Here is a 25,214-nt window from a genome sequence, read left to right on the forward strand (position 1 = left end):
CATGCCAACAGAATTAGCCAATTTATGTCGGCAGCTACGATTGGCCCATGTCATGGACTATGTATCGCTTCAACAAAATGAAGAGATTCGAAGCATTGTGGAACAGATTCTAAGTGCGGAACTGGACGGACGCCGCCGTGCCAAGCTGGGAAAGCTCGTCCAGCAGGCAGGATTTCCGCATATTAAGACCTTTGAGGGGTATGCCTATGACCATATCACTTTTCCGAACGGCAGCAGTCCAGAGAAAATTCAGGGATTGGAATGGTTAGAGCGCAAGGAGAATTTACTCTTAATGGGTGCCGTAGGCACAGGCAAGACGCATATGGCAACGGCATTGGGTGTGGAGGCTTGTCGCCGTGGCAATGCGGTGCAGTTCTACCGAGCCTCCGATTTAGTTGCCATGCTTCAGGAGAAATTTACGACGGGAACACTTAACCGATTTCGAGATAAGTTGAGAAAAGTTGACTTGCTCATTCTTGATGAGGTTGGTTACGTCCCATTCAACCAAACCGGTTCTGAACTATTATTTAACGTGATAGCGGATTGCTATGAACAAAAGAGTGTGATCGTTACATCTAACTTAGAGTTTGGTCAATGGACATCGATATTCGGCGATACCAAACTCACGTCAGCACTCGTCGATCGTCTGGTGCACCATGCTCATATTCTTTCCTTCACAGGTGAGAGCTTCCGCTTCAAGCAAGCAATGGAACGAATTCCTATGTAACTTTGATGCTGGCAAGTGGGTTTAGCACTTTTGGCTGCAAAACTAAGCATTTTCTACTTGCAAAACACAGACATTTAGTGCCTTCATTGAGGAATGGCGTACAAAATACGCTGTCAAGCACCTTGAACATAAAACACGTTATGCTTATGAATCACATTTAAAGAAACGAATCATTCCTACTTTTGGTCACATGAAGTTAGAGGACATAAAGCCGATTCATATTGTGGACTTCCTTGAATCACTATCCCAAGATGGAAGCCGTGGAGATAACAAGAGCGGCAGCTTATCTTCGGGAACCGTTCAGATGAACCACAGGGTTTTAAAGAACATCTTTACACGTGCTGTTGAGTGGAAGGTTATAAAGAACAACCCTGTCGCCTCTGTTCAAAAACCTAAGGTAACAAGCAAAGAAATTGTCCCCTACGATGAAAATGAAGTGGCTCAGCTGCTTCAAGCTCTTGAAAAGGAGCCTTTCCACTGGCGTATGATGATTACTTTAGCTCTCACAACTGGAATGAGGCGCGGTGAATTATTAGGCCTTGAATGGAAACACATCGACTGGAAAGCAGGCCATATTGACGTAATGCAAACGTTGGTTCATGCACTTAAAGGTGAAATCATCGTTAAAGAACCTAAAACCAAAAACTCTAGGCGTAAGGTTGCGCTACCTGCTTCTGTACTTGAAGAACTAAGGGAATATTACACCCATAGAGTTAAAGAGAGAGACAAGCTTGGCGATGCGTGGAATGGAAGGGATCGGGAAGGCCGGGAATGGAACTTTGTGTTCTCACACGCTGATGGAAAGCCATTTCACCATGAACGCCCGTATTTGTGGTTCAGACAATTCATAATAAAGAACGGCTTGCGTTACATCCGCTTCCACGATTTACGGCATACATCGGCAACGCTGCTAATTAACCAAGGTGTTCACGCAAAGATTATTTCAGAACGGCTAGGCCACGGAAACATTACAACAACCATGAATATATACGGTCATGCACTTCGATCCGCTGACCAGGCAGCAGCAGATAAGCTCGATTCACTGTTTTCTACACGTAAAGAAAAGCATGGCAAAAAGACACTCGGTTAATTATGCTGAGTGTCTTTGTTTATGTCGAATTATCACCATTTATTGTAGAATCACAGGAAGTTTCACATCAATTTCACATCAATTGTGGATTTTCACATCTGTTACATTGAAGATTAAACATCTGTGTTATCAATAGACCCCTTGATACATAAGGGTTATACAAGCTGTATCACTTCCTAACCAACAATGCTACGTTTTCGATATGTGTTGTATGCGGGAACATATCCACCGGCTGCACCTCCACCGTCCGGTACCCACCATCCTCCAGAATCCGCAGATCCCTTGCCAGCGTTGAAGGATTACAGCTTACATAGACGACTCGCTCTGGCTTCATTTCCAGGATTGTCTCCAGTAAGCGAGGATCGCAGCCTTTGCGCGGAGGATCGACCACAATTACATCTGCTTCGATGCCCTGCTCCTTCCAGCGGGGGATGACCTCCTCCGAAGCTCCCACCTCAAACGTCACATGCCTCATCCCGTTTAACTCGGCATTGCTGCGGGCGTCGTCGATCGCTTCCTTAACGATTTCTACCCCATATACGCGTTCAGCGTGCTGCGCCAGGAACAAGGAAATCGTCCCAATGCCGCAATAGGCGTCGATGACGGTCTCTCTTCCGGTCAACCCCGCATATTCCACCGTCTTGCTGTATAACACTTCCGTTTGCACTGGATTCACTTGATAAAAGGAACGCGCCGAGATCGCAAACTGCACGTCTCCGATATAATCATAAATGACATCACGCCCCCAGAGGACACGGGTTTCGTCACCAAAGATGACGTTGGTCTGCTTCGTGTTAATGTTCTGGCAAATGCTGACCACCTGTGGGAGCTGTTCCCGAATTAGGCCAATCCAGGCCTCAACATGTGGAATATCCTGCCCGTTGGTGACGAGGACAAGCATCACTTCGCCGGTACGGAACCCCACCTTGACGACGACATGGCGTAACAAGCCTTGTCCGCTCTCTTCGTTATAGGCGGTGATGCCGAGTTTGCGCCCGATTGCCTTCACACGCGCGACAACATCGTCGGTGCTCTCGTGCTGGATGAGGCACGTCTCCATATCAACGATGCGGTGGCTGCCACGGGCGTAAAAGCCGCCGACCAAAGCACCGTCGGTGACGCCGACAGGCACCTGGGCCTTGTTGCGATACCGCCAAGGCTCAGCCATGCCTAACGTCGGCAGTACAACGATGCCGTTGTGAGCAGACGGTTCTACCGCCGCAACTAAGCCTTCGCCTTCAAGCTCGTACCCACCAAAACCGACCGTTGTCACTCCAGAACTGTCGTTCGCTGCTACCTTAACCACACCCGTACCTGCGCTCACCTCTGCGGCTCTGTCACCGCTCACCCCATTGCCACCGCGCACTGCTTCCGACACTACAGCACCCGTGCCCGTGCCAGCGCCCGCTCCCTCGCTAGCCCCATCGCCGCCCAGCACCGCCCCAGCATCGCCTGTCTCCGCCACGCGCAGCTTGCCGATGCGCTCCAGCGCATCGATCACATGCTGGCGCTTCCAGGCCAGCTGGCCTGCGTAGCTTAAGTGCTGCAGCTGACAGCCGCCGCACTTATCGTAAATGCTGCAAGGCGCAGCTACGCGATCCGGGCTAACCTCCCGCAGCTCAAGCAGCTTGGCGTAGCCGTACTGCTTCTTGGTCTTCAGCACCTTCACCAGCGCCTTCTCGCCCGGAAGCGCTCCAGCTACAAACAGCGTGTAGCCATCTGCCCGTCCCACGCCCTCTCCGTCGTGATTCATGCCGATGATATCGATAACCACTTCATCGTTTTTGCTGACAGGCAATCCAGCGATTTCTCGCGCCTGCTGCTTCCTAGCGCCACGCAAATTACCAGTACTTCGATTCTTGCTTCGTTTACTAGAGCTGCGGATACCTGTCTCGCGCTCCGCCGACCCATGGGCACGACCAGCCGATTCCTTCCTGCCCACTGTCCCTTTATTTCGCTGCTTCTTCATTGCTGGTACTTCACTTCTTTCATATAAGGTTATTCCTCAAAATCAAGCTAACCTGCTGGCCTACTCGCCAAATTTCAACGCATGGCTGTTTTCCCTAAATACTGCATGACGGCGGTCGATCTACCGCAGCTTTCAGCCACCTTCATGAAGCCGGGGCTGCTCCCCGCATCCTATATGCTTGGGAAACAGCCCCTCTATATTCATCAAAATATTGACTCTCACTATCCTCTTACCCTACAATCCCGCTCAGGTCCGATGGTCCATCTCAGATTGATCGCGAACCCTCGCATCTACGCAAAAATCCGCAAATGCGATGGCAAAATCTCGAACACGCCGGGAAGCTCGCCGCCCAGCTCACCGTCCAGGTTCAGCTGAACCAGACCCGGCGAGGTCACCTCCATCCGCCTCGTCTTGAAGTAGACGACGCGCGGGTCGCTGAAATGATCGCCGCGCAGCGCCATCGTCAGCAGGCGGATGAATTCCGCCAGGTTGCATTTACGCACTGCAATGACATCCAACAGGCCGTCATCAATTCGCGCATCCGGTGCCAACTTCTCAAAACCGCCGACGGAGTTACTGTTCGCGATCAGGAAGAGCATGAACTCGCCCTCCAGAACGCCCAGCCCCTCAGCACGAATAATCAGCTCTGTCGGCGATAGGCTGGCAACCTTCTCAATGCCCTTCATATAATATGCCAGCTGCCCAAGCATCGTTTTAAGCTTGCTGGGCACTTCGTACGTCAATTCCGTGAACGAGCCACCGCCTGCTATATTTATAAAATGGCGGCCATTGACCTTACCGATATCGATCGGCCGCGTCTTGTTCTCGATCACTAAGTCGCAATAGTCTTCCCAACGCTTGGAAATGCCCATTGCACGAGCAAAATCATTCGTTGTTCCCATCGGAAAAATGCCAAGCGGCGGCAAGTTCTCAAACCCGGCCATTCCGTTCACAACTTCATTCAGCGTGCCATCACCGCCAGCAGCGATAATGATATCATAACCGCGCTCTACCGCTTTTGCCGCCTCACGCATGGCATCGCCTTTACCGGTCGTCGCATGGCAAGACGTCTCAATACCGGCAAGATCCAATCGATCCAGTACATCGGGGAGCAAGCGCCGCATTTCCTCCCGTCCGGAGGATGGATTATAGATCAACCTAGCTCTTTTCATGATATGAACGCCACCCATTTATCATAATTTCAATGACCTCATTTCAATGACCTCATTATATGCAATATTTGATCTAACATCCAGTGAGGCAGCAGCGAATGGGGAAGCAGCGCTTCTCCAGAGTAGCGATATGTCAATCCTTCCAGCCTAGAAGGGATTTCCTTCTTAGTAAAATAACCTGCACTAAGGAACAATGGAGCAATCATCACATCATATCCCCGTTCTTGCCAATAACTGACCTTCTTATGCACACTATCAGGATTTAAAAGCGCAAAATCAGCCATAGCCACGCCGCTGATCTCTTTCACCCGTGCAGCCAGCGAGGAGATCCCCCGCTCCCAGCGCTGACGGAAACCGTCATGCCTGCTGCCGTGACCGATCAATAGCAAAGCCTCGCGATCCAGCTCCCGGGACAAAGGCTTTACCTTATCCCAAATCATTTGGGCGACCAAGGGATGGTCGTCCACTGGCTCGCCAAATAACACGCGTGCAGAGAGGCGAAAATGCTCCAAATCCGTCTCCTTCTCCGGCGTGCCCTTTGTTCCAAACGCGTAAGCAATCTCGTCCACATGCGTGCTTCCAGAGGACATGAACAGAGGTATAACAATGATATCGGTGATATCCTGCTGCTCCAATCGGTCAATTCCATCCTGAATCAAGCGGCCTTCCACGATTTCAAGGAAAGAGGCTTCCACTGGAAGCCCCTCCGGTAATTCTGCTTTGACTGCGGCCACTGCGTCATCGACAAGCTTGACCCAGTGGCTGTCCGGAGAACCATGGCTAATAACGAGTACTCCAGGCCGCTGCTGGCTATCCGCCAAAAGCATTTTATCCATACATTTTATTTCATCAGTAACTTGATCTTGTCCTTGACCTAGCTTTTGCGCTTTGCCGAGCCCATGCAGACTATCCAATCCTCGGTTCATCCCTAACGTCCTAGACGATCTAGCGTCATCTTATATCCGTCATTACCATAATTCAAGCAGCGTTTGACGCGGGAAATCGTCGCCGTACTAGCACCGGTCTCAGCCTCAATTTGATTATAGGTGTTGCCTTTGCCCAGCATGCGTGCTACTTCTAAACGCTGTGACAAAGATTGTATTTCATTAACTGTACATAAATCATCGAAAAAAACATAGCATTCCTCGATATTCTTCAAAGTCAGAATGGCTTCAAATAATTGGTCGATCGTTTTATCATTCAACTTCTTCAGTTGCACTGATTAATCATCCCCTACCGTTACTATAAACACATCTTCATTGTACCTGAGCAGTAGCCCCCTTTTCAAGCGTTAACGGTTTCACGCATCACAGAAATAACGCCCAAAATACGCAAAAGCCTATCAACCCGGGACATTCGTCTATACACTCGGTACTCGCGGCACATACAGTATAGTAATACAAACGCCTATCTTTATCCTAAATATTTAAAAAGGACAGTGATATTATGCCTCATTACTATCCCCCTCGCCGTAGCGTAACGTCCACTTCGCCTTATACGAACTATTACCCTGGGGTCAATCCGAATGAGATACCAATTCCCGATACAGCGGAATCTTCCGCGCTAGTTCCTTACTCACCCCAGAACATAGCAAGCGGCAGCACCTCTCCCCAAACTACTGGAGCTGAAGCCACTAAATCAACTGGGGGTTTCTCCCTACCGAATCTTAACGATATTAAAGGAATCGTCGACAGGCTTGGAGGTATCGAAGGAATTTTGGCAACAATCGGTAAAGTGCAAAAGGTGATGCAAACCGTTCAACAATTCGCCCCCATGGCTAAACTCATTACAGGACTCCTTCCCGGAAGTAAAAGTAGCGGAGGCAGCAAGCTGGACGAATACAAGCCGCCCCGTCGGCGTCGAAGCAAAGGGCGAAACAGAAACAGCGCCCGCAAAGGAAGCTCCCGCCGCAACTCGTCGGCACGGGGGAGCGGCAAATCCGGCAAACGTCGCCGCTGAACTAGCAGCGGCGTTTTGCCGACCAGTGAATTTGTGACATTCAAAAAGCCAATCCTTGGCAATATCCCTAAGTGATTGGCTTTTCGGATGAACTCTAGAACAATATAACGTAAATTAATCCGGCCAGAACGGCCACGATTGGAATCGTAATGAACCAGGCGATTACAATTCGGCCAGCAACGCCCCACTTCACCGCCGAGAATCGCTTCGCGGAGCCTACACCCAAAATCGCGGATGTAATTGCATGCGTCGTACTCACTGGTAAGTGGAACAATGTTGCACCAAAAATAACCGAAGCCGCCGATAAATCAGCTGCAAACCCGTTAACCGGTTCAATCTTGAATATTTTTGTACCCATTGTCTTAATAATCTTCCAGCCGCCGACCGATGTTCCGAGCGCCATCGCAGTAGCTGCCGCGACCTTAACCCAAAGAGGTACATCCATAGTATCTTGATAATTGGCTGTTACAAGCGCGAAAGTTATAATCCCCATCGCCTTCTGGGCATCATTCGTACCATGAGTGAAGGCTTGAATTGAAGCCGTTACAACCTGCATCGAACGAAATCCTTTATTCACCGTATGCGGGCTTCGTTTAGCAAATATCCATTTCAGAATATGCATCACGACGAAACCAATAACAAAGGCAATCAATGGAGAGAAGATTAGTCCTTGAATGATCGTGATGAACCCGCCCCAGTTCAAATTCTCGGAGCCCGCACCCACGAACACCGCACCTGCCAGAGCACCGATCAATGCATGCGAGGATGAGGTGGGGATACCGAACCACCAGGTAATTAAATTCCATATAATCGCCGCAAGCAATGTCGCAACCAGGATCGCCAGACCGTTATCCAGCTTGGCTGGGTCGGCTACACTTCCGCCAATCGTCTTCGCGACACCAGTGAACATCATGGCTCCGACGAAGTTCATCACCGCGGCAAGAATAATTGCCGTTCGCGGCTTTAAAGCCCTTGTCGATACCGAGGTAGCTATCGCATTGGCGGTATCATGGAATCCATTAATGAAGTCAAAGGCTAGCGCCAGAAAGATGACAATCAGTATGATGATTAAACTCGTATCCATAGTCCTATTTATTGCACAGATTGCTGTATTTGTATATTATCCGCGCAATTCCAACCTCCCGAAATATTGAATGATGAAGCGAAGTGATGTTTATGAATTGCGCATGATAATGGATTCCAGCATATTGGCAACGTGCTCGCACGCATCTGTCGTCGTTTCGAGACGCTCATAAATTTCCTTCTTCTTAATTAAAACGATTGGATCGTTAATTTTCGCGAACAGCTCTTTAATACAAATACGCAGCAGTTCGTCCCCTTGATTCTCCAAATCGTTAAGGCGAATGGTATGCTCCCGAATTGCAAGCAGCTTCTTCTGGGATAGCAAATGAACCGCTTTTTGAATTTCATAAGCGGATGTACGCAATATTTCAGCGAACTGAACAATATGCTCGTCCGGCTCACTCAAATGATACATAAAAAAACGAGAGGTCGTTGCCTCCAGGCCATCCATTACATCATCCAGCGTCGTAGTCAGGTTCATGATGTCATCTCGTTCAATCGGTGTAATAAACGTTTTGTTCAGCTCGACGATAATGGTGTGCGTGAACCCGTCACATTTCGACTCAAATTCCTTCATTTGCTTGGCAAATTGCTCTACATCCTTTAATTCCGATACCTGCTGGGCGAAATAATCCGCCGAATGCACGATCGTATCCGCCATATTTTCTAATGTTTGGAAAAAGATATCTTTCTTTTTCGCTCGCATCTCTTATCCCCTTTTCTTTATGTGGTTCTTTTACATTCAGATGACATAACCCTGAATATCTTAACACAATTATCGACAACATGAATACTCTTTGTTGGAAACATTTCATGTCTTTCATCTAAAATTTCCCTTTGCGCCACATTTCTATCCCTGATACTGCAAGGAAGGTGCTTTGTCTAAGGGCTTTTACTTATTCAACTGTAAATCGAGTTTCAAAACCCGGTTCATTTGGCACAATGTTTACATATGTAATTCCAGGGTAAAGAGGAATCTCCACATTGTCCTTTACAAACCGAATAATATCGCCGGATTTACGTATCCATTGGCCGCGGATCATTTGACCCCGTTGAAATATTACCGCCTCGCCGCCCATTTCAAGGTTCACGCTTAACCGACCGACTTCATCCAAAACCTTATGATCCGCCCCCATAATAACAACATTCGCAGCCGTCAATTGGCTCCCAGTGTCAAGATCATTGTGCGGCGCATCATTAATGGAGCGTTTATATAGTCTTATAGCAGAATCATATTCATACCCTACCCGGTAATTATCGAGTTGAAATTTAACCTCGACCTTTTGAACGGGAGTGCCTTCGCCCGGATCTTCTTCATCGCGGAACGTATAGGTAGGAACATCTTCATCTTCGATGGCATATTTTCGTTTGGCCGCCCCTTCCAGCAGCTTTTCTATATTGGTATATAAATTATGTGGTGCCTTCCGGGATTTATCCCGCCAAAAATAGGCTCCAGCATTCGAGATCTCGTCCAGATCCTCCTTTCGCTGCTGTTGAAGAATGGCATAGGCGTCATTGCTCGCTCCGGCATGAACGAGCACGCCGTGATAGCTTTCTCCCAGATCAATCATATAGGGACGTATGCTGCGGACTGGCCCAATCCGTGTCGTCTCATCCCCACTTTGATAAATCGCGATAAGCCGGGTTACCCCGCCTTCAGCGAGTACTTCATATACAATGTCTGCTTGACCAAGCCCAGACTGCGGTCTCGCGGCCGGTGCATTGTTAATCATGACTGCCAACGGTTTCCGGGTAATCGGCTCCTCCGTAGGCAGGCCAGTCAACGGTGCTCTATATGCATACGTAGGCTCCTCCACAATAGGCTCCTCCAAGCTTGCCCCCGGCACTTCCTGGATTTCATTCCCGTTTCCCATGATGGCGGTCTTGCCTTGTCCACAAGCAGGGATAATCATTAAACTAGACAACAATAAGAGCAGCAGCATACGCTTTGAGCGTTTTGATGAATTAGAATAGTTCAAGTTGCTTTCCTCCGAACACCATGTATTTTCCTCATATTATACGCTGATTATCCATGTGTCGAAAGATATGATTCGTGATTCACATGCAAATCAAAGGCGCAGCTGCCGATTTACACGGCACTGCGCCTTTGATTTACCCAAATAATACTGTTCTTATATCATCCAATGCTGCCAATCCGTTTGAACAGTCTCTAGACCATTCAGCCACTCTTTCGTCTTCAGCAACAATTGATCGCGGTGTTCACTGGATGAATAGGTGTGATCGCCCTGAAAAATAATTTCCTTATCACAGCGGCCTTCCGGACGCATCCAGAATACTTTCTGAAAGAGAAAAGCATAATCCACTGGAATCGCATCATCCGATGTTCCGTGAATAACAAGCACATCTCCGGAAAACTTAATCGCCTCCTGGAAAGGCTGATACTCGCCCAGTGAATCAAAGAACAGTGGACTGAATCCATAACCGAGATAGTCGGCTAGCCCCTTGGCCTTCGCTTCATCGTATACATCCCTTCCTGTAATCTTCACGATATCGTTAAAAGGATAACCAACAGCAGACCACAGAATGAGCTTCTTAACGCGGCGGTCACGCACTGCGGTGAGAAGCGCAATTGCTCCTCCTAAGCTATGTCCGATCAGGATCACCCGTGTCGGATCAATATCTCCGCAGCTGAGTCCATAATCGAGAACGGTACGTGTCTGCGCAATCAGGGAGTCGACTCCCTCTTGACCATACTCGCCGCTACTCTCTCCGCAGCCAATATAATCAAATCGAACGACTAGGTTCCCCTCACTAGCCAGATCTCGGGCGGCCTTGACGAACAGTCGATCTACCCCGATTCGGCTGCCAACAAAGCCGTGGCAAATAACAATTAACGGGACACGTTCCTTACACCGCCCCTGTTTCTTCGCTGTCTTCCCGGGATAATGTATACTAGCCGTTATTTTCTCTTCCCCATGCTGAATAACAATTTGTCGCTCCATCCGCATTGACCTCCCTCGACTGTAATGCAATATATCAATTATTCCGATAAGTTTAATATGAATTATTGATTTATCTTAGCATTACATGAGGTCAGGTGTCAATCGTCACTTCAATTATTCATAATACTGCCGAAAATAATCCTGCGTTAATTCCCAGCCTTCCCTCGACCCAACTTCCTGGTCTCCGCCCGCAAGCCATGGCTCAGAATATCCCATACGGACCTCATGGTCCGTGAATTCGGACTCAGCATCCATCGCCGTCACTTCCTCTAAACTTCCTCTTGAATGGCTGTTAAGCAAATACTTCCGAGTTAGCTCTGAATTAAACTGTCCCATGGCTTTCGCACCTCACTTGTTTAAATTGAGAGAATATTGTCCACTTCTCCCTGCATATTATTGTTGGAGCGACGCCGTATTTTTATTCTGAATATCCCGTGATTCTCCAGACTCACTCTCAAGGACACTTCCGAGGACCCTTGCGAGAGACGGTGAATATGAAGTATACTACTGGAGAAAATCGGAAATTCGCACATATATATGCTAGGTTGAAATATTAGCCAATCATGCCTGGAGGGAAAGATTCATGTACATTCATGAGATGATCAGAGAAACGAATCAATTAAGAGGGCAGATGTCCCCGGCTAATGAGGCTTATTTTGGAGAAATGGTGATGTATTTTCGTTCCGGCTCCAGTTCGCTCACCGAGGCCAAGGGAGAAGAGGTTCTCCTTACGCTGGCTCGACGCATTATTAAGTATCAGGAGAAGAACATTTCGGCTTCAGAACTATTCGGTGATGATCCGAAGGCTTACTGCGAACAGCTTGCCGATGATGTATTAATGAAGAAGCCCCGAAGCCTGCAGGACAAAATCAAATACTACACAATGATTCCCTGGGTCGCATTGACTTGGGTATTCTTTATTTACATGCTCACAGGATTTTTCAGCAAATGGTTTGGCGGTGAGCTCGAGTACACCCAAATTAGTACGGCTTCCTTGATTCTCATCGCGGTTCTCTCGATTCTGCTGATCGAAGGGGTAACCCGATTTCTCGGCCCCGGAACTAAGCGGCGAACCGAGCAGGAGCAGCCCCATCACCAGTCAACAAAATACAACCCGAAGACGGTCGGAATTTATCTTGGTATTACTATAGCCATCGCAATAGTCGGCCTTGGATTGACTCGGCTGCTTCCCGCATTCACCGTATCGCCTTGGGACAGCCTGATCATATTCGCTATTGGCATTGTCGGCCAGAAACTGATTTTCGGTCGAAAAAGCAAGTCGTAATCATACCTCTCTTACCCGCTGTATGCAGTATGTAATGTATTATGCAGCAACCTAAAAGGCTAAGCAGGACATCCTGCTTAGCCTTTTAAATTACGAAGGAGCCCTGATCAGGTTTTTCGCTCCCTATATTTCAACTTTTCTGCTCATCAAATAATTGATCAGCACCAGCATTAAGACAATTATCACGCCTTCAAATAACAACTGCCCTACAGTCATAAACGAGGCAGAAGGCATTAACTGAGCATTAACTGCCGTATCCGAGTATTCCAAGCTGTCTATGCGAAACAGCAGTACATCATATCCTCTAAACAATATATGCTCTACCCAGCTCACTGTATTTTGAATAACGATAAATGCCAGAAGTCCGATCCAGGTACCTGCTTTGCCCCGCAAACTAACACTTGCTCCGATCGTTATCGACAGAAGAATACTCACCATCAGGTAAGTAAGGGACCAGCCCGTCATAAAAATAATCCCGAACCAATCCGTCACGTCAGCAACCAACAGCTCCTGTGGCCACCAGAAATCTTTAAAAACAAACTTGGTATATATAAAATAATGAGCGGTAACTAGAAGTCCCAATACCAGACTGAATATCCACCACAGGACGATGCTGCTTACTGCACTCCACACTGGCCGTATCGGCAGCAATCTGCGACTGTAGGCCTTTATGTTATTCTCGTAAGTCTTCGAGGCAAGAATGATCAGAATAATTCCAGTCATCACATACAGCATAATGGACAACAACAATATGATCGCCTGCTCCCAACCCCTGACATTGCCAATGACCCCGATTGCGATTTGCAGTAAAACCAATACAGCAAGAAGTCCCAGCGATAAATTAGCATTACGCTTCCAATCGTACTTAAGCAGTCTCAACATTACGTATACACCTCTTTAAACATGTCATCGACACTTTTTCCGTACTTTATCCGGAGTCCCTCTACCTCTTGCTGCATGATGATTTCGCCCTCGCGGATAAAGATAACTTCATCGAAAATCCGTTCGATATCCCGGACGAGATGGGTCGAGATAAGCATACTGCTATCCTCGTTATAGAACTCTACAATCGCGTCCAGAATTTTATCGCGGGCAACCGGGTCAACCCCGCCAATCGGCTCATCCAGCAAATACAGCTTCGCATTCCTGGATAAGGTTAGAGTCAGATGCAGCCGCTCGTTCATTCCTTTGGACAAGGAAGTAATCCGCTCCTTCTCATTTAAGTTCATAAAATCAAGCATATTATGTGCCTTCTCTTCATCAAAATCCGGGTAGAAATCCCGATAGAAATGAACCGCATCACGCACCTTCATCCACGATTCCGTTAACGGCTGATCCGGCATGAACGATACGTCTGCTTTGGTCTTCAAGCCCACTGAATTGCCCATAACATCAGCCGTTCCGCGATTAGGCTGTATAAGGCCTGCAGCGATTTTCATAATGGTGCTCTTGCCGCTGCCGTTGGTACCGAGTAGGCCTACAATTTTGCCAGCCCCAACGGAAAAAGAAACATCATGCAAAGCTTTTTTGGAACCGTAGGATTTGGATACACTTTGAAATTCCAGTATATTTTCCACAATATTCGTTCTCCTTCTCTAACCATGATCTGACTATAGAATTAGTTTTTAGATTCGCTTGAATTGCTGTGAACCGCTTCAGCAACGATCGCGGCGATATCCTCACTCGTAAATCCGAGCTCCTGCATGCCATGAATGAACCGTTCGAGCAAATCTCCCGCCATTTCTTTTTTGATCATCATAATTTTTGATTCCTCACTTGTCACATATCTTCCTAACCCTCTTCTAGTCTCTACAATCGCTTCCCGCTCCAGCTCCTGAAATGTCCGCTGCACGGTATTTGGATTAATTTGCAGCTCGGCAGCAAGCTCGCGAACAGATGGGATTTTGTCTCCCGCCTTCAACTTGCCGGTAACGATCTCTCTTTTGATATAGTTCATGATCTGTAAATAGATCGGTAAATTATTATCGAATTCAATACTCACAATTTGTTACCCCTTTCCGCCCTATACCCTCTGAGGCCATGCCCATTAGGCGACATCCCGTTTCTTAAACGTAACAAAGCTGACCCCGAGAAACAAGAACATATACACAGCCAATACGATGAGCGAAAAAGTCATGGTCATTCCCTGGAATGGCGGGCTGCCCTTTGCATACACCGATAAATCGGCATTCACAAACAGCCAATATTTAGCAAATGAATATCTGGACAGCAGGGAAACAATGATCCACTCCAGCATAAGCACTGCCATTCCAATGCCAATCGTAGCTCCACTAGAGCGGGTTAGCGTCCCGATCATAAACGTGAACGTCACATAAATCGTCAGGTATACCCCATGATACAGGGTAGCGGACAACAACTGGCTTAGCTCTGTAATACCCGAGAAGCCAAACATGACTGCTCCCGCCGCCAAACCTATGAACAAAGAATACAGCGTCAGCAAGAATGAATATAATAAGACGATCACGTATTTGGAAGCCAGAATTTTGCTGCGGCTAATTGAGCGAATCAGCAGCAGCTTGATCGTTCCGCCGCTAAACTCCTTGGAGACAACGCCCGCTGTGCAGATGATGCTAAGGATGACCAGAAACTGTCCGAGCCCGTTTTGCGCCACGACGACCTCAGCAAACTGAGGAGCCGTCAGAACATTTTGCAGTCCGCCCATGAACTGAGTCAGATATGCAAATAACAAGATGAATGTCGTAATGATCGCGTAGGGCACAAAAAAACTACGCTTCTTGAACATTTTCAACCATTCATTCCAAACCAGCCTGCCAAAACTACGCAATATAATTCCCTCCTGTCCATCTAAGGAATTCATCCTCCAACGATTCCCGGCTTTCCTCCATGCGATACAAGCCGATACGCTCTTCACTCAGCGCTTGAACTATACGAGGAATGTGACGATCACGTACAACAACCGTGATTTCCTTCTGCTCCGGAGCAATGCTGGCAATGGTAACCTCCTCCATTCGCTGAAGCCTTTCTTTGGCTCGCACGGCATTATCAGTCCGCAGCTTTAGCTTCACGTACTCCATTTCATTTTGAGGCTTATCTAAATCTCTTACCGTCACAAGCTCGCCTTGCTGGATCACGACGACCCGACTGCACATCAGCTCTATCTCTGACAGCAAATGGCTGGATACGAGAATCGCGATTCCTTCCTCACGGGCAATCTGCTTTAAATACTCCCGCATCTCGCGGATGCCCGCCGGATCGAGTCCGTTCGTCGGTTCATCGAGGATAAGAATCGATGGCCTATGCAGCAGCGCCTGCGCAATACCCAACCGCTGGCGCATGCCAAGCGAATACGCCTTTACCTTCTTATGCAGTGCCTGCTCGAGTCCAACTAGTTTCACAACCTCGTGAATTCGCTCCTCCGCAACCCCCTCTACCATCCGTTGAAATTGCTTCAAATTACCGTAGCCGCTCATATAACCATAGAACTCCGGGTTCTCAATAATGCCGCCGATGTGGGCGACAGCTTCTGTAAAATTTCGACGCACGCTCTTTCCTTTGACGAGAATGTCGCCTTCGCTCATGGAAATGAGGCCAACAATCATCCGGATAGTCGTCGTCTTGCCCGCCCCATTAGGCCCCAGCAACCCAACGACCTCCCCTTTTTGTATATCAAACGACAGCCGATGAACAAGATACTTGCTCCCAATCTTCTTACTCACCTGATTCACCGAAAGCACGGTAGGATATGTCTCTATTTTGTGTACGCTCATCATCCCACTCCTTTGTACTAGTGTTATAGTTGAATAGTACACTAATACCGAATCACTGTAAAGCCTTTTTTTATTTGCACAAATCAAAAACACTTTAATCCCTTTCATGACAAAGAAAAAAAGCAGCCTAATCGGCTAATCACCGATATAGACTGCTTATGAGAATGCTGCCCTTAATCAACCATCGTCGGCTGATCGGGATTCCTCTGGAACCCGAACATCATTTTGATCTGCTCCTCGGTGTTTCTTTGGAGCGATAGCTGTGGGAGGCGGTTTTCCGCAAAGAAGGCTACGTCATTCGTTTCAAGTCCCGCGGCGGCTTCACCACCGACAATTTCGCATTGAATAAATATTTTATAGATATGATATGGCTCTGGAGGATGCTGATGAAATTTCTTATCCAGTACGGCGAGCAAACGAATCGGCTTCGCTTCATACCCCGCTTCCTCCTTAATTTCCTTCACCACTACTTCAGAAGGAGACAGTCCAATGTCTCCCCACCCGCCGGGCAATGCCCAGCCACCGTCATGCTTCTCTTTGACGAGCAGTACCTTGTTATCCTTAAAAACAACACCGCGAATGTCGACCTTTGGCGTCGCATATCCCCGCTCGTTGGCAAAAGACAGTTCAATAATCTCTCGATCCACCGTTGTATAGCTATCCAATATGTCAATGCTAATTTTCCGGAGCTGCTCATAGCGTTCAGCATCATAGACATCCTTGGTATAGGCAAGCCCGGTCTGCGCGATAGCCTGTATTTGCTTCGCCCATTCCAGCCATTTTGGAGTCATGTTCATCTTCAGCCAACCTCCGTTCTACAACTGGATTATTCCGGTAAGTTACCCTCTTAGAATCAAATTAATAAGTTAAATAAATTCAGATCACGGTTCAACTCCGTATAGGTGATGCCTTTAGCATCCATGCGGGCGACCAACGCCCCATAATCCGCAGGGTCACTGAGCTCAATGCCAACCAGCGCCGGCCCGTTCTCCTTATTATGTTTCTTTGTATACTCAAACCGGGTAATATCATCGTTCGGCCCCAGCACATCCTGCAGGAACTCACGGAGCGCTCCGGCACGCTGCGGGAAATTCACCATGAAATAATGCTTCAGTCCCTCATATATGAGCGAACGCTCCTTCATTTCCTGCATACGATCAATATCATTATTGCCGCCGCTGATGACGCAGACGACCGTTTTGCCGCGAATTTCATCCCGATACAGATCAAGAGCAGAGACGGCCAGTGCCCCGGCAGGCTCTACAACAATTGCACTGTCATTATATAAATCAAGAATCGTCGTGCACGCCTTCCCTTCCGGCACCTTTGCAATATCATCCAGCACATCAGCGCATATGCGATAATTCAAATCACCCACACGCTTCACAGCTGCGCCATCTACGAACTTATCGATCGTCTCCAGCGTAACGACCTGCTTCTGCTCGAAGGATTCGCTCATCGAAGCAGCGCCTAGCGGCTCAACCCCAATCAGTTTCGTCTCCGGACTCATCGCCTTGATGTATGTGCCGACGCCAGAGGCCAATCCGCCCCCGCCGATCGTGACAAACACATAGTCCGCAGCCGTATCCAGATTCTCCAAAATTTCCATGCCAATCGTTCCGTTGCCCGCAACAATCTTCGCATCGTCAAACGGATGGATGAACGTCATGCCCTGTTCCCGGCACGCCTTCATCGCTTCCTCATAAGCGTCGTCATAAGTATCGCCCGTTAAAATAACCTCCACATGAGAGCCGCCGAATCGTTTGACCTGCTTCACCTTCTGGTTCGGCGTCGTACTCGGCATATAGATCGCACCCGGAATTCCCAGCGCATTGCAGGAGAAGGCCACCCCTTGGGCATGGTTGCCCGCACTGGAACAAACGATGCCCTTCTCCAGCTCCTCCGGACTTAAGCTACGAATCTTATTATATGCACCGCGGATTTTGAAAGAACGAACAACCTGCAAATCCTCCCGTTTCAAAAATACACGGCATTCGTATTTTGCCGATAATGTCGCATCCAATTGCAGCGGCGTACGCACCACAACTTCCTTAAGCACATGATGCGCGCGAACGATCTCTTCCATCCCTACCGTACGTTGTTCTGTACGTTGTTCTGTACGTTGTTCTGTACGTTGTTCTGTTTCTTGTTCCGTTGGATTCATCTTTTCTCCTCACTTCACTTCGACAAATTAATAGTTCATCTATTAAAATAAGCTTCTGCTAAAATAAACTTCAGTCCCCGGTAGAGCGAAAATGTCTGCCTAAACCACGCTGAAATACTCACCCCATTTGAATATCCTACAGCAACATAATTGCATCGATCAAGATGATATTTCAAAGCCGACTCATTCCCCTGCCCCTTCTTCATCCAGTTCCAATGAACGAACCTGAAAGCTGCTCAAATGGGGAAGTATTGCACTGCGACGCGACTCATACTTTGCAGGCAGCTTGAGCTCCTCACCAAGGTGCTCCGGCAGTTCGTCTATTGTAAAGCCCGGTGAGTCAGTGGCAATTTCAAACAAAATCCCGCCAGGTTCCCGGAAATACATCGCTTTGAAATACTCGCGATCGATGATCGGCGTTGGGCGAAGTCCGCACTCTTCAATCATTCTCCGCCACTCCTCCTGCTCCTCGCTATCCCTTGCCCGCCAAGCGATATGGTGAACCGTTCCCGCTCCACCGCCGCTTCGCGGAATATTCTCGGCGTTCAAATCAATCCAGTTGCCAAGATCTCCCGCCGCTTGATACCGAATAAGCCCTTCCTCCTCAGCAACCCGCTTCATATCGAGAATCAATTCCAGGACGCCTGCCGTACTTACGCTATTGCTGCTGAACAGCAATGCGCCGCCAAAACCCTTAATAGCATATTGCAAGGGCACTCCGCCAAATGACCATGTACTGGCAGGTCCCTCGGTCCGTTCCACAAGATCGATCAGCAGACCGGAATTATCTGTAAAACGTACATAGTCCTCGCCAAAGCGTGAAATGTCCATATAAGGTATGCCGAACCTCTTCAGACGTTTGCGCCAGAATAACAGACTGCCTGGCGGAACGGCATAAACCGTAACTCCGACCTGGCCTCCACCAATCATCCCGTTCTCCACACCGTCCTGTGGAAAAAAGGTGATAATCGTTCCTGGGCTGCCCGACTCATTTCCAAAATACAAATGATATATTTCCGGTGCATCAGAATTCACCGTTTTCTTTACTAATCTAAGACCAAGAACGCCTGCGTAAAAATCCACGTTCCCTTGAACGTCCCCCACAAACGCCGTAATATGATGTATTCCTGCCGTGGTTGGCATGGCTCGTCCTCCCGAAAAAACTTCTTCTCGTTATTATACGTAACCTGTAGCAACAATTCACCTTCTATCGCAAAGTTTTGGCTGGAAAACAAGAAACAGCGCCAGATATAATCTGCCGCTGCTGCTTGCTTAAACAATCATGCTTACACGATTTCCACGATCACTCCACTTGACCGCTGCGACGCTTCCCTGCATGCCCCGTGTTCTCGAAATCATCCGAAATATCCCGTTCGGCTGGATCTTTGGCAAGCTCCGTGAGCTTCCATTCCGTCGATCCCATAATCAGATCCGCAGGAAACTCTTGCCCGCGGTACAAATATTCCGATCTCCCCCACTCATCCGTGTACAACCCTTCCACTTCCACCTTCTCGCGCGAAATTGGAAGCATATCCTTCTTTTCCTGGCTCATGGTCGATTCGACGCCTCCATTCAACAATAATCAGAAATTTCTTATCGTTAAGATGCGCCGGAATCGGGCGGCTTATCCGTCTTGAGCACAGAATTAACTCAATTACAAAATAACCTGTTTAGCTAGTGAAAATAGATAAGATCCACGTTTCCGCCATGCTTTTTCATCCTTATACTAAGGCTTTCGCTGCAATATCGGAACGCTGATGCTTGCCCTCGAAGGTGATACGTTCCGCGGCGGCATAGGCCTTATCACGAGCTTCAGCAATATCTTGTCCTAGCCCGACGACGCCCAATACACGGCCACCGTTCGTGATCCACTCTCCAGCCTCATTCTTCGCTGTTCCTGCATGGAATACAAACGCATCCTCAATTTCATCCAGCCCGGAGATCGGCAATCCCTTCGGATAGGACGCTGGATAACCTCCAGAAGCTAGTACGACGCATACCGCCGCTTCATCGCTCCATTCGATCTCTACCTGATCCAAGGTTCCGTTAACGGATGCAAGAAAGATCTCTAGCAAATCGCTCTTAAGTCTTGGAAGCACAACCTGAGTTTCCGGATCACCAAATCTCGCATTAAATTCAATCGTCTTCGGCTTGCCATCCGGCGAAATCATCAACCCGGCAAACAGCACGCCCCGGAATGGGCGACCCTCAGCCACCATCGCCTTGGCCGTTGGCTTAATGATCGTCTCGACCGCTTCCTCAATGATGGATTCCGCGATATGCGGCAGCGGAGAGTATGTCCCCATGCCGCCTGTATTTGGTCCTTTATCATGATCATAAACCTGCTTATGATCCTGCGCTGCCGACATCGGACGTACAACTTCTCCATCTACAAATGCAAGGATCGACATTTCCTGTCCTTCCAGGAACTCCTCGATGACCACCTGGCTGCCAGCATCGCCAAATACCTTGCTAACCATAATGTCCTTCAAGGCAGCTTCCGCTTCCTCACGTGTAAAAGCTACCGTTACTCCTTTGCCCGCAGCCAGCCCGTCCGCCTTAATGACAATTGGCAGCTTCTGCAGATCAAGGTACGCTTTAGCATCATCATAATTGTCGAACTTCTCATAGGCAGCCGTTGGAATATTGTATTTTTTCAACAAGTCCTTCATAAACGTCTTGCTGCCCTCGATATGAGCCGCATTCTTTCTTGGCCCGAATACAGGAATCTTCTTTGCCTCGAACGCATCTACAATACCATCTGCCAGCGGATCATCTGGCCCGACAACCACCAAGCCAACCTGCTTCTCCTGGGCAAATGCCGTCAATTTATCGAACTCATTGACCGCAATCGGAACAATCTCGGCTACTTGACCAATTCCCGCATTGCCCGGCGCGCAATAAATTGTGCCTGCCTTCGGGCTTTTAGCCAGCGCACAACAAATCGCATGCTCCCGGCCGCCACCGCCAATCACTAAAATGTCCATACCGTTCCCCCTTATATCCAAACAGCAAACGGCAGGCCGCCTCCGCGGTCCACCGTCCCTGTCCATTCTGAAAGTATATTGAATTGCACAATCCATATCCGAAGCCCCGGCTGAACTCAAGATTCGACGCCGATTCCACCCCTCCGAAATACTTCGTGATCAAATCCCGACGTTTAAAACTACCTCTTATAATAAAGGTTTTAAACGTTGGGGTTTCAGCACCGAGAAGCTTGGGTGAAGCCAGGGGCTGAGGAGCGGAGCGTAGGCAAAACCTACGTGAGCACCGGAAGCCCCGGCTGAACTCAAGATTCGACGCCGAATCCCCTCCTCCGAAATACTTCGTGATCAAATCCCGACGTTTAAAACTACCTCTTATAATAAAGGTTTTAAACGTTGGGGTTTCAGCACCGAGAAGCTTGGGTGAAGCCAGGGGCTGAGGAGCGGAGCGTAGGCAAAACCTACGTGAGCACCGGAAGCCCCGGCTGAACTCAAGATTCGACGCCGAATCCCCTCCTCCGAAATACTTCGTGATCAAATCCCGACGTTTAAAACTACCTCTCTAGTGCTTGAAGTGGCGGATGCTGGTGAAGACCATGGCAACCCCATACTTATTCGCCATTTGAATCGATTCCTCGTCCTTAACCGAGCCACCGGGCTGAATAATCGCCGTCACCCCAGCTTTAGCCGCAGCCTCAACCGTATCGCCCATCGGGAAGAATGCATCCGAAGACAGCACGCTGCCCTCCACTTTTTCCCCTGCCTGTTCAATAGCGATTTTCGCCGAGCCGACGCGGTTCATCTGACCAGCACCTACGCCGATCGTCATATTGTCTTTTGCCAGCACGATCGCATTAGACTTAACATGCTTAACTACTTTCCAGGCAAACAAAAGCTGCTTCAATTCCTCCTCAGAAGGAGCACGATCGGTAACAACCTTCAAATCAGACTCCTGCAGGGAATGAACATCGCTCTCTTGGACGATCATGCCACCGTCGATGGAGGTAACCACCAGTTGGCTTTTACGGTTGGCTCCTAGCTCCAGGCCATTGATTTTCAACAACCGGATGTTCTTCTTCTGCGTTAATAGAGCTAATGCTTCATCCGTGAATCCAGGAGCAAGGATGATTTCCAAGAAAATCTCCTTGAGCTGTAAAGCTGTTGCTTCGTCAATAATGCGGTTCGCTGCAACGATTCCGCCAAAGATCGATACCGGATCAGCCTCATGCGCTTTGCGGAATGCCTCGGAAATGCTGGTTCCAATCCCCACGCCGCAAGGATTCATATGCTTAACAACGACGACAGCAGGCTCTTCGAATTCCTTGACGATTTGCAGTGCTGCATTCGCATCATTGATGTTATTATAGGAAAGCTCTTTACCGTGCAGTTGCTCCGCCGAAGTGAGCGTATCCGCTGCAGCCAGCGGTTTGCGGTAGAACGCTGCCTTCTGGTGCGGATTTTCGCCATAACGAAGATCCTGGATCTTCTCATACGTGACCGTAAAGCGTTCAGGAAGCGCGTCGCCATTCACATTCGACAAATAATCGGAAATCAAAGCATCGTAAGCTGCCGTATGGCGAAAAACTTTGGCCGCAAGCTGTTTGCGCGTATCCAGGGTCGTATCTCCTTCGGCTGCAATCTCATCCAGCACCTTGCTATAGTCGCCCGAATCCACAACTACACTGACAAAAGCATGGTTTTTTGCAGCGGAACGCAGCATCGTTGGCCCGCCAATGTCGATATTCTCAATCGCATCTTCATAAGTGACATCCGGCTTCGCAATCGTCTCCTGGAACGGATAAAGATTGACAACTACCAGATCGATATAATCCAGGCCAAGCTCCTTCATTTGCGCTTGATGCTCTGCGCTGTCCCGTATTGCCAGAAGTCCGCTATGGACTGCTGGATGCAGCGTCTTCACACGGCCATCGAGTACCTCAGGGAAGCCCGTAACATCGGAAATACCAATGACAGGGATACCTTCCTTCGACAACAGGTTTTTCGTTCCTCCCGTTGAAATAATCTCTACTCCTAATTGCGACAGCCCGCGGCAAAAATCCACGATACCCGTTTTATCCGAAACACTAACCAGCGCTCTTTTGATACTCACGATTGGCTTCCTCCTCTAATTATGGCAAGAATAACACCACGGCTTATGCCGGACTAGCGAAAAACTGAATGTTCCCTAATTTTATTGGCAAAATAAATCACCCGATATTTCTCGGGAAATATCGAAACACGATTATACCTGCTGTGAAAAAAAGACTTCTTTCGCAAAACACAGCGCCATTCATGATTACAACATTATTTTCGCATTTATTTAACCTCGTTCAACCTAAGCGAGCCTAAGAGATCGTAATCTTCCGCCCATCAATCCGAATCCTTCCCTCTGCAAACCAATTAACCACCTGCGGATATAAATCGTGCTCAGCAGCGCGAATCTTCTCTTCGAGAGCTTCAATCGTATCCGCCTGCTCGATTTCGACGATCTTCTGGGCAATGACCGGTCCGGTATCCATTCCACCGTCAACCAGATGCACAGTGACACCGGTGACTTTAACACCATAAGACCAAGCCTGCCCGATCGCATCCTTTCCTGGAAAAGACGGCAGCAGGGAAGGGTGGATATTAATCATCCGCCCTTGATACGCATCTACAAGAACCGGGGTGAGAAGCAGCATGTAACCTGCAAGCACGATCAAATCTACGCCTCTGCGTTCCAACTCTGCAGCAATCTCCGCTTCATAGTCTTCCCGGCGGGAGTAGGCTTTTCGTTCAAATAGAAAGCAATCTATCCCAGCCCGCCGCGCCCGTTCGACAACGGGAGCCTCCGGCTTATTGCAGACTAGCAGTACGATTTCCGCCCCTAGTATACCCTTGTGGGAAGCGTCTATAAGCGTTTGAAAATTACTTCCCTGCCCGGAAGCAAACACCGCAATCCGATAAGGGCTGCCGCTTCCTACAGATCGATCCATCATTATACTTCCGCTCCTGTAAACTTCACTTCCCTGTTGCCTTCCGTCACACGGCCGATCACATAAGGGGTTTCACCTGCAGCACGCAAAGTCTCTAGCGTCTTATCGGCATCTTTCGCAGCCACCACAATCACAAGTCCAATTCCCATATTAAAAGTCGTAAACATATCGCGGTTGCTCACATCGCCCTTCTTCTGAAGCAAGTCAAAGATCGGTAAAATCGGCCATGCGCCGTAATCGATCTCCGCATCAACATGTTCAGGGAGCACGCGAGGAATATTTTCAATAAATCCACCGCCTGTAATATGCGCCATCCCTTTCACCTGCACCTGTTCCAGCAAAGCGAGGACCGGCTTCACATACAGCTTCGTCGGCGTCAACAGCACATCGCCCAGCAGAGCGCCGTCAAGCTCAGGCAAAGAATCATGCAGGCCATAGCCGCATTGTTCAAGCAACAGCTTGCGAACAAGTGAGAAGCCGTTGCTGTGCACACCACTGGAGGCCAGACCGATAATCGTATCGCCCGCTGCAATCGTACTTCCATTAATAATCTTGCTCTTATCCACAACACCCACCGTGAATCCAGCAATATCATATTCGCCTTCGGCGTACATGCCAGGCATTTCAGCAGTCTCTCCTCCGATCAAGGCACATCCAGATTGACTACAGCCATCGGCAATCCCGGACACAATCGCTTCAATTTTAGCCGGAATTACTTTGTCGCACGCCAGATAGTCCAAGAAAAAGAGTGGCTCTGCCCCTTGAACAACAACGTCATTAACGCACATCGCCACCGCATCAATCCCGATCGTATCATGTTTGTCCATTGCAAAGGCGATTTTTAACTTCGTTCCGACGCCATCCGTCCCCGAAACAAGGACTGGCTCCTCATATTTATCTTTGTTCAAACCGAACAAAGCGCCAAAGCCACCCAAATCGGTTAACACTTCAGGACGATACGTCCGCTTGACGTGGCTCTTCATCCGCTCTACCGCTTCATTGCCCGCTGCGATATCCACACCGGCATTTTTATAGGCTTCAGACACGATGGACACTCTCCTCAAAATATTTTAGGGGTTGTTCAAAAAGTCAAT

Annotated in this window: 26 protein-coding genes and 1 pseudogene; 5 read left to right on the forward strand and 22 right to left on the reverse strand. The window is 48.5% G+C overall.

The genetic code is table 11. The features are described from left to right. Nucleotide 1 precedes the first annotated feature (1 nt). The 3 genes and pseudogenes from istB (at nt 2) to EIM92_RS23105 (ending at nt 1,817) form a co-directional block, all read left to right on the forward strand. Complete coding sequence (gene istB, locus EIM92_RS23100; protein ID WP_125081065.1) at nt 2-727, forward strand: IS21-like element helper ATPase IstB; 726 nt, start codon at nt 2-4, stop codon at nt 725-727. Between the two features lie 82 nt (nt 728-809). Then, nucleotides 810-959 (forward strand): annotated as a pseudogene (locus tag EIM92_RS24435) (tyrosine-type recombinase/integrase); the annotation flags it as partial. 72 nt (nt 960-1,031) lie between these two features. Next, entirely contained in the window at nt 1,032-1,817 is a 786-nt protein-coding gene (locus EIM92_RS23105; RefSeq protein ID WP_246021138.1) for a site-specific integrase, read from the forward strand. 169 nt (nt 1,818-1,986) lie between these two features. On the opposite strand, the gene rlmD is transcribed toward EIM92_RS23105, so the two are convergent. From rlmD to EIM92_RS23125, 4 genes are all read right to left on the reverse strand, one after another. Beyond that, nucleotides 1,987-3,786 (reverse strand): 23S rRNA (uracil(1939)-C(5))-methyltransferase RlmD, encoded by a 1,800-nt coding sequence (gene rlmD / locus EIM92_RS23110; protein ID WP_125084863.1) that lies wholly within the window; start codon nt 3,784-3,786, stop codon nt 1,987-1,989. A 290-nt stretch (nt 3,787-4,076) separates the two neighbouring features. Then, nucleotides 4,077-4,958: a diacylglycerol kinase gene (locus tag EIM92_RS23115; RefSeq protein WP_125084864.1), complete on the reverse strand. Its 882-nt coding sequence runs from the start codon at nt 4,956-4,958 to the stop codon at nt 4,077-4,079. A 38-nt stretch (nt 4,959-4,996) separates the two neighbouring features. Next, the gene (locus EIM92_RS23120) at nt 4,997-5,785 is read right to left on the reverse strand and encodes a sirohydrochlorin chelatase (protein WP_164515247.1); all 789 of its coding nucleotides are present in this window, start codon (nt 5,783-5,785) and stop codon (nt 4,997-4,999) included. A gap of 101 nt (nt 5,786-5,886) precedes the next feature. Next, a complete protein-coding gene (locus EIM92_RS23125) occupies nt 5,887-6,177 on the reverse strand; it encodes a YerC/YecD family TrpR-related protein (RefSeq protein WP_125084865.1) in 291 nt (96 codons plus the stop codon). Nucleotides 6,178-6,404: 227 nt separating this feature from the next. Here EIM92_RS23125 and EIM92_RS23130 point away from each other — a divergent pair, with 227 nt between their 5' ends. After that, on the forward strand, nt 6,405-6,917 hold the full coding sequence (locus EIM92_RS23130) for a hypothetical protein (protein WP_125084866.1): 513 nt from the start codon (nt 6,405-6,407) through the stop codon (nt 6,915-6,917). 94 nt (nt 6,918-7,011) lie between these two features. On the opposite strand, the gene EIM92_RS23135 is transcribed toward EIM92_RS23130, so the two are convergent. The 5 genes from EIM92_RS23135 to EIM92_RS23155 form a co-directional block, all read right to left on the reverse strand. Beyond that, nucleotides 7,012-8,001, reverse strand: a complete 990-nt coding sequence (locus tag EIM92_RS23135) for an inorganic phosphate transporter (RefSeq protein ID WP_125084867.1) — start codon at nt 7,999-8,001, stop codon at nt 7,012-7,014. A gap of 90 nt (nt 8,002-8,091) precedes the next feature. Next, on the reverse strand, nt 8,092-8,706 hold the full coding sequence (locus tag EIM92_RS23140) for a DUF47 domain-containing protein (RefSeq protein ID WP_125084868.1): 615 nt from the start codon (nt 8,704-8,706) through the stop codon (nt 8,092-8,094). Between the two features lie 190 nt (nt 8,707-8,896). Then, a complete protein-coding gene (locus EIM92_RS23145) occupies nt 8,897-9,979 on the reverse strand; it encodes a DUF3048 domain-containing protein (RefSeq protein ID WP_246021140.1) in 1,083 nt (360 codons plus the stop codon). 153 nt (nt 9,980-10,132) lie between these two features. Further along, complete coding sequence (locus tag EIM92_RS23150) at nt 10,133-10,963, reverse strand: alpha/beta hydrolase (RefSeq protein WP_125084869.1); 831 nt, start codon at nt 10,961-10,963, stop codon at nt 10,133-10,135. 114 nt (nt 10,964-11,077) lie between these two features. Continuing rightward, nucleotides 11,078-11,299, reverse strand: coding sequence for a hypothetical protein (locus EIM92_RS23155; protein WP_125084870.1), 222 nt, complete (start codon nt 11,297-11,299; stop codon nt 11,078-11,080). Nucleotides 11,300-11,546: 247 nt separating this feature from the next. Between EIM92_RS23155 and EIM92_RS23160 the strand changes: the two genes are divergently transcribed. Next, on the forward strand, nt 11,547-12,248 hold the full coding sequence (locus tag EIM92_RS23160) for a DUF1129 family protein (protein ID WP_125084871.1): 702 nt from the start codon (nt 11,547-11,549) through the stop codon (nt 12,246-12,248). 123 nt (nt 12,249-12,371) lie between these two features. On the opposite strand, the gene EIM92_RS23165 is transcribed toward EIM92_RS23160, so the two are convergent. The 13 genes from EIM92_RS23165 to purM form a co-directional block, all read right to left on the reverse strand. Further along, nucleotides 12,372-13,130 carry a hypothetical protein gene (locus tag EIM92_RS23165; protein WP_125084872.1) on the reverse strand — a complete coding sequence of 253 codons (759 nt, stop codon included), beginning with the start codon at nt 13,128-13,130 and terminating at the stop codon, nt 12,372-12,374. After that, nucleotides 13,130-13,825: an ABC transporter ATP-binding protein gene (locus tag EIM92_RS23170; RefSeq protein ID WP_211344402.1), complete on the reverse strand. Its 696-nt coding sequence runs from the start codon at nt 13,823-13,825 to the stop codon at nt 13,130-13,132. Before EIM92_RS23170 ends, EIM92_RS23165 begins: the two co-directional genes overlap by 1 nt. A 41-nt stretch (nt 13,826-13,866) precedes the next feature. Further along, complete coding sequence (locus tag EIM92_RS23175; protein WP_125084874.1) at nt 13,867-14,250, reverse strand: GntR family transcriptional regulator; 384 nt, start codon at nt 14,248-14,250, stop codon at nt 13,867-13,869. A gap of 45 nt (nt 14,251-14,295) precedes the next feature. After that, nucleotides 14,296-15,054, reverse strand: a complete 759-nt coding sequence (locus EIM92_RS23180; protein ID WP_125084875.1) for an ABC transporter permease — start codon at nt 15,052-15,054, stop codon at nt 14,296-14,298. Next, nucleotides 15,047-15,997 (reverse strand): ABC transporter ATP-binding protein, encoded by a 951-nt coding sequence (locus tag EIM92_RS23185; protein WP_125084876.1) that lies wholly within the window; start codon nt 15,995-15,997, stop codon nt 15,047-15,049. The genes EIM92_RS23180 and EIM92_RS23185 overlap by 8 nt, the downstream gene beginning before the upstream one ends. Before the next feature lie 173 nt (nt 15,998-16,170). Beyond that, nucleotides 16,171-16,788 carry an NUDIX hydrolase gene (locus tag EIM92_RS23190; RefSeq protein WP_125085334.1) on the reverse strand — a complete coding sequence of 206 codons (618 nt, stop codon included), beginning with the start codon at nt 16,786-16,788 and terminating at the stop codon, nt 16,171-16,173. Between the two features lie 62 nt (nt 16,789-16,850). Continuing rightward, complete coding sequence (gene ilvA / locus EIM92_RS23195) at nt 16,851-18,161, reverse strand: threonine ammonia-lyase IlvA (protein ID WP_281279646.1); 1,311 nt, start codon at nt 18,159-18,161, stop codon at nt 16,851-16,853. Nucleotides 18,162-18,344: 183 nt separating this feature from the next. Further along, nucleotides 18,345-19,304, reverse strand: coding sequence for a ring-cleaving dioxygenase (locus EIM92_RS23200; protein WP_125084877.1), 960 nt, complete (start codon nt 19,302-19,304; stop codon nt 18,345-18,347). A 160-nt stretch (nt 19,305-19,464) separates the two neighbouring features. Then, nucleotides 19,465-19,713, reverse strand: a complete 249-nt coding sequence (locus EIM92_RS23205; RefSeq protein ID WP_211344403.1) for a hypothetical protein — start codon at nt 19,711-19,713, stop codon at nt 19,465-19,467. A 169-nt stretch (nt 19,714-19,882) separates the two neighbouring features. Then, nucleotides 19,883-21,148, reverse strand: a complete 1,266-nt coding sequence (purD, locus tag EIM92_RS23210; protein WP_125084878.1) for a phosphoribosylamine--glycine ligase — start codon at nt 21,146-21,148, stop codon at nt 19,883-19,885. A 559-nt stretch (nt 21,149-21,707) separates the two neighbouring features. Next, entirely contained in the window at nt 21,708-23,255 is a 1,548-nt protein-coding gene (gene purH / locus EIM92_RS23215; RefSeq protein WP_125084879.1) for a bifunctional phosphoribosylaminoimidazolecarboxamide formyltransferase/IMP cyclohydrolase, read from the reverse strand. A gap of 235 nt (nt 23,256-23,490) precedes the next feature. Continuing rightward, entirely contained in the window at nt 23,491-24,123 is a 633-nt protein-coding gene (gene purN, locus EIM92_RS23220; RefSeq protein WP_125084880.1) for a phosphoribosylglycinamide formyltransferase, read from the reverse strand. Beyond that, complete coding sequence (purM, locus tag EIM92_RS23225; RefSeq protein WP_125084881.1) at nt 24,123-25,166, reverse strand: phosphoribosylformylglycinamidine cyclo-ligase; 1,044 nt, start codon at nt 25,164-25,166, stop codon at nt 24,123-24,125. The genes purN and purM overlap by 1 nt, the downstream gene beginning before the upstream one ends. Nucleotides 25,167-25,214 lie beyond the last annotated feature (48 nt).

The sequence above is a fragment of the Paenibacillus lentus genome (assembly GCF_003931855.1).
Lineage (GTDB): Bacteria > Bacillota > Bacilli > Paenibacillales > Paenibacillaceae > Fontibacillus > Fontibacillus lentus.